This is a genomic window from Segnochrobactrum spirostomi (assembly GCF_009600605.1).
Taxonomy (GTDB): domain Bacteria; phylum Pseudomonadota; class Alphaproteobacteria; order Rhizobiales; family Segnochrobactraceae; genus Segnochrobactrum; species Segnochrobactrum spirostomi.
Map to the genome: position 1 here is coordinate 2511183 of NZ_VWNA01000001.1, position 16627 is coordinate 2527809.

The 16627-nt window shown below is 70.8% G+C and carries 8 protein-coding genes; 4 read left to right on the top strand and 4 right to left on the bottom strand.

The window, feature by feature from the left end; translation table 11 throughout:
- Position 1: 1 nt before the first annotated feature.
- The 3 genes from F0357_RS11355 to F0357_RS11365 are packed head-to-tail and all read left to right on the top strand — an operon-like array spanning position 2 to position 3072.
- Positions 2 to 1129, top strand: coding sequence for a ligase-associated DNA damage response exonuclease (locus tag F0357_RS11355; RefSeq protein ID WP_153481303.1), 1128 nt, complete (start codon positions 2 to 4; stop codon positions 1127 to 1129).
- Positions 1126 to 2748 carry a cisplatin damage response ATP-dependent DNA ligase gene (locus F0357_RS11360; protein ID WP_153481307.1) on the top strand — a complete coding sequence of 541 codons (1623 nt, stop codon included), beginning with the start codon at positions 1126 to 1128 and terminating at the stop codon, positions 2746 to 2748. The genes F0357_RS11355 and F0357_RS11360 overlap by 4 nt, the downstream gene beginning before the upstream one ends.
- Positions 2749 to 2799: 51 nt before the next feature.
- Positions 2800 to 3072 carry a DUF6460 domain-containing protein gene (locus tag F0357_RS11365; protein ID WP_153481311.1) on the top strand — a complete coding sequence of 91 codons (273 nt, stop codon included), beginning with the start codon at positions 2800 to 2802 and terminating at the stop codon, positions 3070 to 3072.
- On the opposite strand, the gene F0357_RS11370 is transcribed toward F0357_RS11365, so the two are convergent.
- Entirely contained in the window at positions 3073 to 3675 is a 603-nt protein-coding gene (locus F0357_RS11370) for a TetR/AcrR family transcriptional regulator (RefSeq protein WP_153481315.1), read from the bottom strand.
- Between the two features lie 279 nt (positions 3676 to 3954).
- On the opposite strand from F0357_RS11370, the gene F0357_RS11375 reads away from it, so the two are divergent.
- Entirely contained in the window at positions 3955 to 5502 is a 1548-nt protein-coding gene (locus tag F0357_RS11375; protein WP_153481318.1) for an MFS transporter, read from the top strand.
- A 73-nt stretch (positions 5503 to 5575) separates the two neighbouring features.
- Here the strand turns inward: F0357_RS11375 and F0357_RS11380 are convergent, their stop codons facing one another.
- From F0357_RS11380 to F0357_RS11390, 3 genes are all read right to left on the bottom strand, one after another.
- The gene (locus tag F0357_RS11380; protein ID WP_312861549.1) at positions 5576 to 8980 is read right to left on the bottom strand and encodes an acyl-[ACP]--phospholipid O-acyltransferase; all 3405 of its coding nucleotides are present in this window, start codon (positions 8978 to 8980) and stop codon (positions 5576 to 5578) included.
- Between the two features lie 127 nt (positions 8981 to 9107).
- Positions 9108 to 12983, bottom strand: coding sequence for an EAL domain-containing protein (locus F0357_RS11385; protein ID WP_153481322.1), 3876 nt, complete (start codon positions 12981 to 12983; stop codon positions 9108 to 9110).
- 179 nt (positions 12984 to 13162) lie between these two features.
- Complete coding sequence (locus tag F0357_RS11390; RefSeq protein ID WP_153481330.1) at positions 13163 to 16519, bottom strand: AsmA family protein; 3357 nt, start codon at positions 16517 to 16519, stop codon at positions 13163 to 13165.
- Between the last annotated feature and the right edge of the window lie 108 nt (positions 16520 to 16627).

Below are 16627 nucleotides of genomic sequence, written 5' to 3' on the forward strand. Positions count from 1 at the left end.
CATGACCTCACCACCGCCGCGATCGTCCCCAGGCGCCGCTTCGGCCCACGCCCTCGCGCCGACCCCCGCCGGGCTCGCCTGCGCGGCGGCCGGATTGGTGATCGATCCGCTGCGCCCGGTCGCCCGCGCGCTCGTCACCCACGGCCATTCCGACCATGCGCGGCCCGGCCACGGCGCGGTGATGGCGACCGCCGAGACGCTCGCCATCATGGAAGCCCGGCTCGGCCCGAACTTCGCCGGATCGACCCAGGTGGCCGCTTATGGCGAGCCGGTCCGCATCGGCGAGGCGACGGTGACCTTTCTGCCGGCCGGCCACGTGCTCGGCTCCGCCCAGATCCTGATCGAGGCCGCCGGGCGGCGCTATGTCGTCTCCGGCGACTACAAGCGGCAGACCGACCCGACCTGCCTTCCCTTCGAGCCGATCCCCTGCGACGTCTTCGTGACGGAGGCGACATTCGGGTTGCCGGTGTTCCGCCATCCCGAGGCGGCGGCGGAGGTCGGCCGCCTGCTGCGCTCGGTCGCGCTGTTCCCCGACCGCACCCATCTGGTCGGCGCCTATGCGCTCGGCAAGGCGCAGCGGCTCATCGCGGAACTGCGCCGCGCGGGCTACGAGCGGCCGATTTATCTCCACGGCGCCCTCGTCGCGATCTGCGCGCTCTACGAGGAGGCCGGCGTGTCCCTCGGGCCGCTCGTCCCCGTCGGGGCGAAGCGCGAGCCGCTCGCCGGCGAGATCGTCATCGCGCCCCCGTCGGCGCTCGGGGATCTGTGGTCGCGCCGCTTCGCCGATCCGGTCACCGCGTTCGCGAGCGGCTGGATGCGGGTGCGCGCCCATGCGCGCCAGCGCGGCGTCGAACTGCCCCTCGTCGTGTCCGACCACGCCGATTGGGAAGACCTCTGCACCACCATCGTCGAGACCGCGGCGGCGGAGGTGTGGGTGACCCACGGCGAGGAGGACGCCCTCGTCCATTGGTGCGGCACCCGCGGCATCGCGGCGAAGCCCCTGCGCCTCGTCGGCTACGGCGACGAAGGCGAGGCCGAGCCGCCGCCCGCCGGCCCCGGCGCGGCTTCGGCGGAGGCGGCAACGGACGGCGGGGTGGACGGTTCGCCCGAGGCGGGCGCGGCGTCATGAACCGCTTCGCCCACCTTCTCGACAGTCTCGCCTTCGAGCCGCGCCGCAACGGCAAGCTCAAGCTGATCGAGGCCTATTTCCGCGATGCGCCGGACCCAGACCGCGGCTTCGCCCTCGCGGCGCTGACCGACACCCTGCGCTTCCCCCACGCCAAGCCCGGTTTGATCCGCGCCCTGATCGCCGAGCGCACCGACCCGGTTCTGTTCGCGCTGTCCTACGATTTCGTCGGCGATCTCTCCGAGACCGTCGCGCTCCTGTGGCCCACGCGCGGCGCGGTGGCGGCGGGGGAGGGCCCGTCGCTCGCCGCCGTCGTCGCCGGCCTCGAGACGACCGGCAAGGCCGACCTCCCGGCCTTCCTCGCCGGCGTTCTCGACGGGCTCGACGAGACCGGGCGCTGGGCGTTCCTGAAACTCATTACCGGGGCACTCCGGGTCGGCGTCTCGGCGCGGCTCGCCAAGACGGCGCTCGCCCGGCTCGGCGATCTCGATCCCGACGCGGTCGAGGAGGTCTGGCACGGCCTGTCGCCGCCGTTCCTCGACGTGTTCGCCTGGGTCGAGGGGCGCGGGCCGCGGCCGGAGGCGGCGGACGCGGCGCCGTTCCGCCCGCCGATGCTGGCCCATGCTCTCGACGAGGCGGATTTCGGCGCGCTCGATCCGGCGGATTTCCGCGCCGAATGGAAATGGGACGGCATCCGCGTCCAGGCGGTCGCCGGCACCACCCACGGCCGGCGCGCCGCCCGGCTGTTCTCCCGTTCGGGCGAGGATCTCAGCGCCGCCTTTCCGGACGTGCTCGACGCCCTCGATTTCGAAGCCGCGGTCGACGGCGAACTGCTGATCGTCCGCGACGGTCGCGTCGAGCCGTTTTCCGTCTTGCAGCAGCGGCTCAACCGCAAGACCGTGACGGCGAAGATGCTGCGGGACTTTCCGCCGCGCATCCGCGCCTACGACCTCCTCGCCCTCGGCGGCGACGACCTGCGCGCCGAGCCCTTCGAGGAGCGCCGCCGACGGCTCGAGGCCTTCGTCGCCGGCCTCGGCGACCACGCGATGATCGACCTGTCGCCGATGGTGCCGTTCGCCGATTGGCCCTCGCTCGCCGCGGCCCGCGCCAATCCGGCCTCGGCCGGGGCGGGGCACGATGCGGCCGCCGTCGAAGGCATCATGCTGAAGCGCGCGGCGAGCCCCTACGTGCCCGGCCGGCCGAAGGGCCTCTGGTTCAAGTGGAAGCGCGACCCGTTCAATGTCGATGCGGTGCTGATGTACGCCCAGCGCGGCCACGGCAGGCGCTCGTCGTTCTATTCGGACTTCACCTTCGGGGTCTGGAAGGCGGGCGAACTCGTGCCCGTCGGCAAGGCTTATTTCGGCTTCACCGACGAGGAACTCGTCGAACTCGACCGCTTCGTGCGCCGCCACACCATCAACCGCTTCGGGCCGGTCCGCGAGGTCGCGCATACGCGGGAGGAGGGGCTGGTGCTCGAAGTCGCCTTCGAGGGGCTCAACCGCTCGACCCGCCACAAAGCGGGGCTCGCCATGCGCTTTCCCCGCATCGCCCGCATCCGCTGGGACAAGACGCCCGCCGACGCCGACGAGATCGCGGTGCTCGAAAGGATGCTCGCGCGCTGAGCCCGCCGGCCTTATATGTCGCGCGAGATCAACGAGGTCGGAGGCAGGGCGATGGCGAACGGCGGGATGGAGCGCTTTCTGGGCGGCTCGCCGGGGCGCGTTGCGCTCCAGCTTCTGGTCCTGTGCATCGTCGTCGGGATGATCCTCTCCGCCCTCAACATCGATCCGCGCAACATCGTGCACTGGATCGTGGGCCTCATTCACCGCATCGCGGCGATGGGCTTCGGGGCGGTCGAGGAATTCGGCCGCTACATCCTGCTCGGCGCGGTCGTGGTGATCCCGGTCTGGATCATCATCCGCCTCCTCAACATCGGCCGGCGCTGATCAACCCGCGGTGAGGGTGGGCCACGCCGCCATGGCGCAGGCGGCGACGCCGCGCAGGGTTTCGGCACTGGCCCCGTCGCGCGCCTGGATCGAGAGCCCCTGGGTGACGGTGGCGTAGAAGGCCGAGACCGGGCCGACGTCGAGGGTCGCCGGCAATTCCCCGTCGGCGACCGCCCGCTCGATGCGCCGGCGGATCAGCTCGCACATTTCGATCCGCTGCTCGGAGACATAACGGCTGACCGGCTCGTTCTCCGGCGCGCAGACGACGGCCCCCAGCACCACGAGGCAGCCGCCGCCCTGCCCATCCTTGGCGGCCAGGCCGTTCGCGGCCGCATCGAGCATGCCGGCGATCGCGTCGCGGGCGCTCGCCGCCGTCAGCGCCGCCTTGGTCTGGGGGCCGAGCGTGCCGAACAGATCGACGGCCTCGCGGAAGAGCTGCTGCTTGGAGCCGAAGGCGGCGTAGAGGCTGGGCGAGGCGATGCCCATGGCGGCGGTCAGATCCGCGATCGAACTGCCCTCGTAGCCGTGGGCGCGGAACACCTCCATGGCCCGCTTCAAGGCTTCCGTCCGGTCGAAACCGCGGGGGCGGCCGCGTTCACCCATCGTCGTTCCCATGCCGTCGGGACCCATCGTCCCGAGCGCCCGTCCTATTTCTATAGTGATCGATAAATAAGGCGATTGACGGCGGCGGGCAAGCGTCGCTAATTATGTGTCGATCGATACAGAATCATCGCAACAGTCCCGGCGGCCCCCGAGAGACCCGCCGAGACCCTGCCTTCTCGAGCGCTCGCCCGTGCCCCGCGTCCTTCCCCGGCGGGGTCACCGCATGGCGTCCGGCGGGCTCGCGCCCGATGCGGAGCCCCGAACACGATGGGACCTTTTATGACGCACGCGCCCTCCCGCGCGCCGACGGGCAGTCCGCTCGTCGTCGCCGCCGTCTGCTCCGTCGCGGTGATGATGCCACTCTCCTTCACCGGGCCGAGCGTCGCGCTCCCGGTCATCGGCCGCGATCTCGGCGGCGACGTCGTCGCCCTCGGTTGGGTGATGAACGCCTTCATCCTCGCCTTCGGGGCATCGTTCATGGCCGGCGGCACCCTCGCCGACCGCTACGGCCGCAAGCGCATGTTCCGGATCGGCACGATCGCCTTCGCGATCACCTCGCTCGCGCTCGGCTTCGCGCCGAATATCTTCGTGCTCGACATTCTGCGTGGGGCTCAGGGCCTGTCCGCGGCGCTCTGCATGTCGGGCGGCGTCGCCGCGCTCGCCCACGAGTTCGACGGTGCGGCGCGGACCCGTGCGCTCAGCCTGCTCGGCACGAGCTTCGGGATCGGCCTCGCGTTCGGGCCGATCTGGTCGGGCTTTCTCATTGGCCTGTTCGGCTGGCCGGCGATGTTCTGGACCGGCGTCGTCGTCGCCGCCTTCGTGCTCGTCTTCGGCATTCCGCGCCTTCACGAGAGCCGCGATCCCGGCGCGGCCCGGCTCGACGTCCAGGGCACGGCGAGCTTCGCGCTGATGCTGCTCTTCCTCAATTTCGGCATCGTCGAAGGGCCGCAGCGCGGCTGGTATGATCCTCTCGTCGTCGGCCTTCTCGCCGCGGCGGTCATCGCCTTCGTCACCTTCCTCAAGGTCGAGCGGTCGCAGGCCCGTCCGATGCTCGATCTCAGCCTGTTCCGCTATCCCCGCTTCGTCGGCGTCCAGGCGCTGCCGGTCGCCGTCGCCTATTCGTTCGTGGTGCCGGTGATCTTCCTGCCGATCCGCTTCATCGGGATCGAGGGCATGAGCCCGGTCAGCGCGGGGCTGATGATGATGCCGCTCTGCGCGCCCGTGGCGATCGTGCCGTTTCTCGCCGGGCTCCTGACGCGCTGGGTCGCGGCGGGAACGCTGTCGTCGATCGGGCTCCTCGGCTCGGCCGCCGGCCTCGTCTGGCTCGCCAACGCGCCGCCCGGGGCGCCGGCCCTCGATCTCGCCCTGCCGATGCTTCTGATCGGCATCGGCGCCGGCGTTCCGTGGGGGCTGATGGACGACCTCGCGATCGGCGTGGTGCCGCGCGAGCGCGCTGGCATGGCGACCGGCATCTTCGGCACCATGCGCGTCGCCGGCGAGGCGATCGCGCTCGCCATCATCGGCGCGGTGCTGGTCGGCCTCATCCAGGCCGGGCTCGAAAAGGCGGTCGCCGCCGGGGACGGGCGCCTCCCCGGGCTCGCCAACGAACTCGCCAACGGCTCTCTCGCGCGGGCGGCGGCGATCATCCCGACGCTGCCGAAGAGCGTCCTCGCCCTCGTCTACGGCAACGCCTTCAGCGCGACCCTCCACGTGCTGGCGGCGATTACGGCCGTGGCGGCGGTTGCCGGATTCTTCGCCCTCAGGCGGGCCGGCCGGCCGGCGCCCGCGACGGAGAGCCTTCCGGCTTGCCCCGACACGGCCGCCTGACGCGGCCGCGCCGCCTCGGCCGGCGGACTTCCCGGTCCCACCGCCTCAGCGGCGGCTCCTCAGTTTTGCCGCCCTAGCCGGCGGCTTGGGCGGCGCCGGGACCGGGGGCTTGCACGAGACGGTGCAGGCCTTGGTAATCGACCTTGCCGGACCCGAGCAGCGGCACCTCGGCGACGACGATGATGTCGGCGGGGAGGGTCAGTTCCGTCGCGCCGCGCTCGCGGGCGGCGGCGTGGAAGGCGCTGCGGGACGCCCCGGCCTCGGTGGTCGCGAGCACGATCCGCTCGCCCTTGCGCGGATCGGGCAGGGTCACCGCGGCGGACAGCGCCTCCGGCCAGATGTCCGCGGCGAGCGCTTCGACGGCGGCGAGGGAGACCATCTCGCCGGCGATCTTGGCGAAGCGCTTGGCGCGGCCGTGGATGCGCACGAAGCCGTCGCCATCGATCGTCACGATGTCGCCGGTGTCGTGCCAGCCCTCGTGGGGCGGCTCGATGATGCCGGGCCGCTCGCTCTTCAGATAGCCCAGCATCACGTTCGGCCCGCGCACGTGCAGGCGGCCGCCCTCGCCGAGCCCCTCGACCGGCTCGAGCCGCGCCTCGACGCCCGGCATCAGCCGGCCGACGGTGCCGAAGCGGTTGAACATCGGGGTGTTGAAGGCGATCGCCGGCGCCGCCTCGGTCACGCCGTAGCCTTCCAGGATGCGGATGCCGAACCGCTCCTGATAGACCTGCCGCGTCGCGTCCTTGACCCGCTCGGCGCCGGCCAGCACCAGCCGGAGCGACCGCAGGTCGTAGGCGTCGGCGGCGCGGGCGTAGCCGGCGAGGAAGGTGTCGGTGCCGAACAGGACGGTGGCGTTCGTCGCGTAGATGAGCTCCGGAATGATCCGGTAATGCAGCGGCGAGGGGTAGAGATAGGTCCGCACGCCGGTGACGAGCGGCAGGAGGATGCCGATCGACAGGCCGAAGGCGTGGAACGGCGGCAGCACGTTGAAGAGCTTGTCGCCGCGGCCGAAATCGATCCGCGCCTGGGCCTGGGCGACGTTCGCCAGGATGTTGGCGTGGGAGAGGACGACGCCCTTCGGCCGCCCCTCCGAGCCGGAGGTGAAGAGGATCGCCGCGGCGTCGTCGACGTCGCGCTTGACGAGGGGCTTGCCCGCCCGGAGCGCCCCGCGCAGCTTGGCGAACGGGCTGATGCGGGCGCGGATGTCCTCGAGATAGACGAGGCGGACGACGCCTTCGAGGGCCGCCGCGAGGTCGCCGAGCTGGGCCTTCTCGATGAAGGCACGGGAGGTCAGCACCGTGTCGAGGGCGGCCGCGCGGCAGGCGGCGACGACGTTCGCCGCGCCTGCGGTGAAGTTGATCATCGCCGGCACCAAGCCGGCCGACAGGGTCGCGAGCACCGTGACGGCGACCGCGTTGGCGTTCGGCAGCATCACCCCGATCGCCTTGCCCGGCGCGCCGAACGGCTGAAGTTCGCGGGCGAGCACGGCCGTCCCGGCGAGGAGCCTGCCGTAGCTCAGCGTGCCCGACACCGGGTCCTCGATGGCGATGCGCTTGCGCCCGTGCTCGGACGCGGCGGCGATGACGGACTCGACGATGGTCCGGTTGCCGACGGCGGTGCGGAACACGAGATCCGACATCACCTCGTAGAGCGCGGCGCCGGCGGCGCGGCGGCGCGGCCGGCCCTTGAGCGCGGGATCGACGGCGAGCCGGCACGGCGGCAGCGCGGCGACGCGGACCCGCGGAAACAGCCGGCGGCGCACCTGATGGGTTGAGAGGCGGGAGAACGGCGTCGCCTCGAGGCCGTCGATGCGCACCGGCACGATCGGCGCGTCGGCCTTGTCGGCGATCATCGCGGCGCCGTCGTAGATCTTCATCAGGCCGCCGGTGACCGTGATCCGGCCTTCGGGGAAGATCACCACGCGCTCGCCCGCCTTCAGAGCCTGTATCAGCGTGCGCGCCGCGAGCGGCTTCGCGGGATCGAGCGGCACCGCCCGGGCGAGGTGCAGGAACGGCTTCACCCACCAGCGCTTGGCGACCGCCTGGTCGATCGCGAAGACCGGCTTCTTCTCCAGCAGGCAGAGGATCAGCCCGGCATCGAGGAAGCTCACGTGGTTGATGGCGATCACGGTGCCCGGCGGGGCGGTCGCGATGTGCTCGAGACCCTCCACCTCCAGCCGGTAGAACACGCGGAACAGCATCGACAGGAAATCGGCGAACGGCGGGATCGGCATGGTGCGGTAGATCACCACTGTCGCGGCGAGGCTCGTCACGCCGAGCAGGATCATCAGCGCCGGCACGCTCATGCCGGCCGCCTGTAGCACCGCGACGACGATCCCGGCGGCGACCATGAACAGCGCGTTGAGGACGTTCGCCGCCGCGATCACGCGGGAGCGCCGCTCCGGTCCCGCCCAGCTCTGCAGGGCGGCGATCACCGGCACGATGAACATGCCGGAGAAGAAGGCGCAGAAGGCGAGGTCGATGGTGATGCGCAGGCCCGTGCCGGTGAAGAACGCCGCCGGCTCGTTGGTCGCCGCGGTGGCCGTCAGGCCGTAGGTGGCGAGGCCGACGTCGGCCGCGAACACCGCCAGGAAGAAGCTCGAGATCAGGGTCGGGATGAGCACGATCCGCCCGCCCGACAGCCAGGCGGCAGCGGCCGCGCCGAACGCGATGGCGACCGAGAAGATCGTCAGCAGGATCGTCACGACGTCCTGGGTTCCGCCGAGGGTGTCCTTCACCAGTGTCGGCATGAGCGACAGGATCACCGAGCCGACGAGCCAGAACCAGCTCGCGACCATGCCGCCCCAGAGCAGGCGGCCTTCGCCGGCGAGCGCCCGCACGAGCTCCCAGGTCGAGCGGAACACGTTCGCCTCGATCGGGATCGTGGGCGCCGCCTCGCCGGTCGGCGGGATCATCCGCGCGGTGAGCCAGCAGCCGACCGAGACGACCATCATCAACCCGGCCACGATCCATTCGTCGTGGGGGACGCCGTACATCACGCCGGCGATGATGGTGCCGAGCAGGATCGAGATGAACGTGCCGCCCTCGACGAGGGCGTTGCCGGCGGGCAGTTCCTCGGCCTTCAGGTGATCCGGCAGCATGCCGTACTTCGCCGGCCCGAACAGCGCGCCGAGGAGGCCGAACAGGAAGATCGCCGCGAACAGGCACGGCACCGACGAGAGGATGAAGCCGGCGGCCCCGAACACCGAGGCGGCGATCTCGGCGAGCTTCAGCCGCCGCGTGACGAGCGCCTTGTCGTAGCGGTCGGCGAGTTGGCCGCCGAGCGCGGAGAACAGGAAGAACGGCGCCACGAAGGTCGCGCTCGCCAGCGTGACGAGGACGCCGGCATTCGGCCCGCCGGTCCCGAACAGGACCAGCATGATGGTCAGGGTCTTGATGAAATTGTCATTCAGCGAGCTGAGGAACTGACACCAGAAAAGTGGCGCGAAACGGCGCACCGCGAGGAGGCGGTGGAGCACAGGATGACCTCCGCTGAATCAATCCGAGGCCGTTCTAGCGGCATTCGGCCAATCTGCAAGCGCCGCGCGTGTCCGCAGCCGGCTTCGACGGCAAAAGGAGGGGCAGAGCGACGGCCATGCCCGGGCCTCATGCCGCATCCGAGGGCTGTTCGTCCGAAAGGCTCGGCCAGGAGCCGTTGTCCGGCAGCGCGGAGAGCAGGGCGTCGAGCGATTCGGGGCGGCCGATCGCGTAGCCTTGGGCGAAATCGATGCCGATCTGGCGGACGCAGGCGAGCGTCTCCTCGTCCTCCACGAATTCCGCGACCGTCTTCGCCCCGAGTTCGTGGGCGATCTGGTTGAGGGAACGGACGATCGCCGCATCGACGGCGTTCTGGCGCACGTTGCGGACGAAGCTGCCGTCGATCTTCACCAGGTCCGCGGGGAAGGTGCGCAGATAATTGAACGAGGAGAGGCCGATGCCGAAATCGTCGAGCGCCACCTTGGCGCCCGCCGCGCGCAGCATCGTCATCAGCCGGGCGGCCACGCCGACATGGGCGATCACCGCCGTCTCCGTGATCTCGAAGGTCAGCCGGTGGGCCGGGATCGGCGTGCGGGCGACGAGACCGAGGAGATAGTCGGCGAAGCCGGGCGCACCGAGCGAATTGCCCGAGAAGTTGAGATGGAAGCTCATGTCGTCCCAGGCGGCGAGCTCCGCGCCGCGGCGCTCCAGCGCCTCCCGCATCACCCAGCGGTCGATGTCGTGCATCAGGTCGAAGCGTTCGGCCGCAGGGATGAAGAGGTCGGGGAGGATCAGGTTGCCGTCGGGGTCGAGCATGCGCAGAAGGATTTCGCACGCCTCCTCGCCGCCGCCGTTGCAGGGGCGGATCGGCTGCGCATAGAGGACGAAGCGGTCGTTCTGAACCGCCTCGCGCAGGTTGGCGGCGAGTTGGATCTCGCGGAAGCGGGCGACCGCGTCGCCCTGGTCGGGCTCGTAGAGCACGGCGCGGTTGCGACCGGAATTCTTGGCGGCGTAGCAGGCGACGTCCACTTGGGTGAGCAGGGCCGCGGCGGATTCCGAGAACGGCCCGACCGCCCCGTAGCCGACCGAGGCGCCGACCCGGTGATGCCGGCCGTGCCAGGAGAAGCGCAGCGCGTCGATCGCGGTGATGATGCGCTCGGCGATCTGGCGTGCCTCGACGAGATCGGCGTTCATCAGGATGACGGCGAACTCGTCGCCGCCGATGCGGGCGACGTGGTCCCCGCTGCGCACGGCGCTCGTCAAAAGCGGCCCGATCTCGCGCAGCAGCATGTCGCCGACGGCATGGCCGGCGGTGTCGTTGACGAGCTTGAATCGGTCGAGGTCGATGAAGAGGAGGCTGTGGGTCGCACCGGCCTGACGCGCCGCGGCGATGGCGGCCGTCAGGCGGGCCTCGAATTCCGTTCGGTTGAGGAGGCCGGTCAGCGGATCGTGGCTCGCCGCGAAGGCGAGCTCCCGCCGCATCGTCCGTTCGCTCGTCACGTCCTGGAACACGAGCACCGCGCCGAGGACCTGATCGTCCGCCGCGAGCGGCGCGGCGGTCGCCGCGATCTCGCGGAGCGTTCCGTCGTGGGCCTCGAGGGTTGCGTCGTCCTGCATCTCGACCACGGCGCGGGCGAGCAGACAGCGCCCGATCAGGTCCGGGATGGAAGCACCGCTGAGCCGCGAGACCGGCGCGAAGACGTCCGAGATCTGGCGGCCCGCGGCCTGCACCTGAGACCAACCGGTGAGCGCCGCCGCGGCCGGGTTGAGGAAGGTGATGCGGCCGATCCGGTCGGTGGTGATGACGCCGTCGGCGATCGACGTCAGCGTGACCTGGAGGCGATGGCTTTCGGTGCGCAGCGCTTCGGCGAGGCGGTTCGAATCGGTCACGTCCCAGGTCACGCCGACGAGGCGCACGGGATGGCCGTCGCCGTTCCGGATCACCGCCGCCACATCGCGCAGGTACCGGATCTCTCCCGTCCCGGTGACGATGCGGTATTCGAGTTGGAGCGTGTCGTTGCCGTCCTTCATGTCGTCGAAGGCTTTGATGACGGCGGCGAAGTCTTCGTTGTGAATGCGCTGCCGGGCGATCTCGATCGGAGACTTGCCGCAGGTGGGCGATTCCGCGAAGTGGCGGTATAGCCGCTCGTCCCAGATCTGCTCGCGCGTGACGAGGTCCCAGTCCCAGATGCCGAGATCGGCCGCCGCGGTCGCGATGTCGAGGCGCCTCAGGAGCTGATCGCGCTCCTCCGCGGCCCGATGGTCGCTGGTGGTGTCCCAGGTCACGCCGATACACTTGGCCGGCTTGCCGTCCGGACCGGCGATCGTGCGGCAGGCGTTGCGTAGATACCGGACCTCGCCGTCGGGTCGGACGATGCGGTATTCGCAGGTGGTTTCGCCCGGTTCCCGCTTCGCCTTCTCGACATAGGCGCTGGCCATCGCCTGGTCTTCCGGGTGCACGATGTCGAGCCAGTCGCCGCCGGGTTCTGGCTTGTCGGACATGGCGCGCCCGAGCACGTCCAGCATGCGGGCATCCCGGAGCAGAACCCCGGTCGCGGCATCCCATTCCCAAACGCTGATACCGCCGACGCGCGTCGCGAGATCGAGGCGGCGGAACAGCGTCTCGCGCTCGTCGGAGATCCGCTTGTGCTCCGTGACGTCGACGACCTGGACGAGGACGTGGTCGGGTCCCGCTCCCGCACTCGGCAAGAGGGTGGCGGAGGCATCGCCCCAGCCGATGGTGCGGTCCTTACGGACGAAGCGCTGGCCTCTGCGCAGATGGTTGACCGATTTACCCAGCAGGTTCTTGAGATCGTCGCGAACCACGTCGTGATCGCATGCCAAAGTCAGACTGAGCGGCGGGAGGGACCGGATCTCCGCCTCGCCGTAGCCGAACAATTCGCAGGCCTTGGCATTCGCCTCGACGATTTGCCCGTCGCTCGCCAGGATCAGGCCGGCGATCGGCGAGTGGTCGAAGATCGTCCGCAGGCGCTGCTCGCTGCGGCGGAGACGTTCGTGTTCGTCGCGGGCGCGCTCGATCAGGATGGTGCCGACGAGCGGCGGCAGCAGGGTGAGGGCGGTGGCGAGGTAGACCATGTTCTCGCCCGCTGCGGCCGCGATCGGAATCGCCATCGCAGTGTGCGTGAACAGCCATGCCACGAGGATCGTGTCGAGGACGAGGAAGATCATCGCCGGCAGCAGCGGCACCGCGACGATCGAGACGAGCAGGACGAGCGTGACGACGACGAAGGGGGTCGGGAGGTGTTGCAGCGCCAGCAGTGTCGTCAGCGCCATCACGCATCCCACGGTGAGGATCGTGACGCGCCGTCCCCGCGGAAACGCCTGGTCCAGCTTGCCGGCATGGGCGTAGGCGAACGCCAACGGCAGCATGGTGGCGAAGCCGATCAGATCGCCGAGATACCAATGGCCCCAGACGGAGTAGAACTTGGCTAAGGGAATTGCACCGCCGTTCGCCGCATAGCTGAAGACGACGGCGCAGGACGAGCCGGCCGCCGGCGCCGCGAGCGCCCCCGGCAGTGAGCGGATGATGTGCGAGAAGAACGTAGCGGTTTCGCCGCGCCGGGTGGAGAACGCCTTCAGGAGCCCGCCGCCGACCACAGCGCCGGCCGTATTGGACACCGCGAACAGCGCGGACGCGCCGAAAGGACCGTTAAGAACGATATCGAGCGCGAGGCTCGCCGCCGACACGGCCAGGAGGATGGCGGGCCACAGCTTGAAGCAGCGCCGGGCGAGCAGGATCGCCACGAACCCGATCGGCAGCCAGATACCGCTCAGTTTCCCGGGGGGCGCCGAGACCCAGATGCAGACGAGGCCGAGCAGCAGATAGCCGGCGAAGGCGGCGGCGAACTGCGTGATCTGCCCTCGCCAGAACCGGCCGATGCCGCCCGCACGATCGACACCAGCCTTCCCCCCGGTGGCGCGTCCGTCTTGATCGCCCTGCCCATGCGTCCCCTTGCCGCGGTCCTGCGACCGTGTCGCCGGCATTCCTGGTGCCGATCAGGTTACGCGACCGAGCTTGCCCCAACCTTCTGACGCTATAACGCCATGCCTCTATAGGTCTATGACGCTCACGGCGGCGTGTACACTAGGCGTGTGGAGGGAGTGCCGTCGACCGCCCCGGCGGTGCCGGGAGCCTTGGCTTACGGGGGAGGCAGCATCACGCGTCAGTTGCGCAGAAGCTGGTTGAGGAGCTGCGTCGCCTGATCCGCCGTGCTCGGCGCGGCCTGTTGAGGCTGCTGTGCCTGGGGCTGGGTGGCCTGAGGCTGCGCGGGTTGCGTGGGCTGGGTCTTGCCGCCGAGCAGCTTGATTGCCTCTTCCACGGCGCGCTGCTTGTTGATCTTGCCGTTCTGATCGACGAGCGGGGCGTTGCCGGGAGCCGCCGCGGCGCCGCCTTGCGCGGCTGCGCCGGGCTTGCCGAGCTTCGAGAGGCCGCCGCCGAGGGCCTTGAGCTGCTTCAGGGCGCCGGCCGGGTCCTGCAGGATGCCCTTGATGTCCGGATAGATCCGCGGCTTCGCCCATGGCCCTTCGATGATCACCGGCACGTTGAAGCCGGCCAAGTTCGCGCCCTGGGCGTCCTGGGTCTCGAGCGAGGCGACGACCTTCGGATCGACGCGGTAGGACAGCGTCCGCCGCGGCAGGTCGACCCGGCCGGCGCCGGTCAGGCGGAACAGCGGACCCGCCATCGCGAGGTCGCTGTTGGTCAGGATGCCGTTTGCGATGGTGAACGTGCCGGTCAGCGCCGAGAACGCGGTCTTGCCCGTCCCCGCCTGCCAGCCTTCCAGGATGCCGTTGTTAAGCGCGGTGACGATCTGCGGAATATCGATGCCGAGGATCGCGCCGTTGGTGAAGCCGATCGAGCCCTTGCCGCCGAGCCGCGAGACGAGGTCGAGCTCGCTCTTGCCGCTCGTCGAGACCGCGAAATCGAGCGCGGCGGTGCCTTCGATCCGGGTGAAGCCGATGGCGTCGGTCAGGAACGCCCGCGCCGCAAGGTTCTTCAGCGCGAACGAGGCGTCGACGGTCGGCACCGCGGCGGCGCCGTTGATGGTGAGCGCGCCGGTGCCACTGCCGCCATAGAGCGTCATCGGCGACAGGTTCGCCTTGAGCACGCCGTCCTTCAGCGTCGCGGCCAGCGTGGTCTGGCCGATCTTGAGGCTGTCGAGCAAGATCTGGTCGGCGCGGACATTGAGCGCCGCGTCGGCCGCCTTGAGGCCGTCGAAGCCGAGCGGGCTCGTGCTCCAGCCGCCGGCGGCGGGCGCCGGGGCCGGTGCTGCGGCCGGTTGGCCGACGGCCGCTGGCGCTCCGGGCTTCGCCGGGGCGACGCCGGCCGATTGCAGATAGGGGCGCAGGTCGAGCACCGAGAGGGCGAGGCCGGCATTGATCGAGGGCTTGGCGCCGCCATAGGCGACCTTGCCCGTCGCGACGCCGCGCGAGCCGTCGAGCACGATGTTGGCCTTGTCGAACGCCACGCTGTCGGCGGCGAGCGTCACCGGCCCGTCGAACGAGAACTGCTGAAGACCGCCGCCGCCCGAGAGCGGCCGGCCGATCCAGGCGAGCAGGTTGCGCAAGGACGGCGTCGCGACCTGGACCCGGCCGCTGCCGATTCCCTTGGGGCTGGCGCTGCCGTCGAAGCCGAAGGTCACGCGCGACGACGAGGCCTTGATCGCGACCGCCCCGGCGGTGCCGGCGATGAGCGCGCGCGGCGCCACCGAGCCGGAGAGGGTGAAGCGCTCGCCGCGCCAGGTCAGCCCGCCATTGAGGGCGACCGGGTTCGCGAGCGAGGCGAACTGGGCGGTGAGCGCGATGTCGGTGATCTGGTCGGCGCTCTTGTCGCCGCCGAAGCTCGAGGCGAGGCCGAGCCCGCCGACCGAGCCGTCGGCGAGCGAGAGGCTGCCCTTGCCGTCGAGGGCCCCGGCGATCGCCGCGACCGTCGCGCCGCGCGTGGTGAAGGAGATGTCGAGTCCGGCGCGGCCGGCGAGCGGCTGCGAGACCCCGGCGAGCGCCGCCATCTTGGCGAGATCGATACCGCTCGCCTTGACGGAGCCGGCCATCGCCGCCGCGGGCTGCCGTGCATCGACGGTGATCGCCCCGGAGGCCGAGGCGCCGGCCATGGCGAGGCGCTTGACGCTCGCCTGGAGGACGCGGTCGGCGAGGGTGATGTCGGTCGCGAGGTCGGTGATGGTGGCGGGTCCCGCGCTGATCGATTTCGCGGTCAAAGCCACGTTGGCGTCGACGAGGCCGAGCGGGGAGAAATCGATGGCGTCTCCCGCGGCGACCGCGGGAGCGGCCGGTGCGGCAGCGCCCGGCTTCGCCTTCGGCAGCTTCGCGCCGCCCGCGTCGGCGGCGGCCGGCGCGGACGCAGCCGGGGCGGTTTTCGCTGCGTTGGTCGCGGCACTCTTCGCCGGCTGCGCACCGGCAGGGCCGCGGAGGGCGTCGAGGTCGAGTTTGGCGATGGCAAGCCGCAGCCCGAGCGCCGGACGGGCACCGCCGAGCACGACCTTCGCCCCGCCCGAGGCGTCGAGGCCGGTCGCCGTCACCGCGAAGCGCGGCACGTCGATCGTGGTGGGGGCGACCTTCGCCGTCACCTCGGCGCTGTAGCGCTCGGCGAAGGCCTTGCCGGCCGGCAAGGCGACGCCGAGCCGGTCGGCGATCGCCGCGAGCGACGAGCCGTTCGCCGTCAGGGTACCGTCGAAGCTGCCACCCACCGGCAGCGCCGTGCCCTTGGCGGCGATGTCGAAGGCGTCGGAGGTCAGGTGCAACTGGACCGGAATGGCCGCGATCTTCGCCGGATCGGCCGGCCGGCCGGCGCCGAGCTCGAGCTTCGTCGCGAGGCCCTGCCAGTCGAAGCTGCCGCGGGCGTCGAGAAGCCCGCTCGAGCCGGGCACGTCGAGGTCGAGATTGACGGCGTCGAGCCGGCTTTCGCGGCCCGAGGCGCGGTCGCGATAGATCAGGGTGCCGTCGACGATGCGGATGGTACCGAGCCGCAGGCGGTCGAGGATCGCGAGCGGGCTCTCGGCCGGGGCGGGGGGCTCGTCGGCGGTCTCGCCGATCAGCGTGCCGACCTGATCGCCCGAGGCGGCAGGCGCGCCGGCGGTTGCGCCCGGGCTCGCCGCCGGGGCGGCGGCCGGCGTCGCGGCGGCGGTGCTGTGCGGCGTCCAGTTGGTCGAGCCGTCGGGGGCGACCTCGACGAGCACCTTCGGCCCACCGAGGGTCACCCCGTCGAGCACCACCTTGCCGCCGATGAGGGCGAACGGGGAGAGGCCGAACGACACGCTTTCGAGCGAGAAGGCGTTCTCGCCACCGCCCATGCCGGGGATCTCGATGCCCCGCGCGGAGAAGCGCACCGTCGGCAGAACGCTGATCGAGACGTCGCCGTCGATCGTCACCGGCCGTCCCGCGGCCTGGGAGAGCTGGGCGGCGAGCTCCTTGCGCACCGTCTCGGCGGGAATGAACATCGGCAGCGCGAAGAGCACCGCCACGATGGCGACGATCGCGATCCCGAGAACGATGGCGAGCTTTCTCATGGACCCCTCCCGAACGACACGATCGAGCCCTGGCGCCGTCCCGAAGCGCCGAGCCGCGCGGGAGTGTAGCGGGGCTTGTGGTTAATCGATGGTGAACGCAAGGCCGAC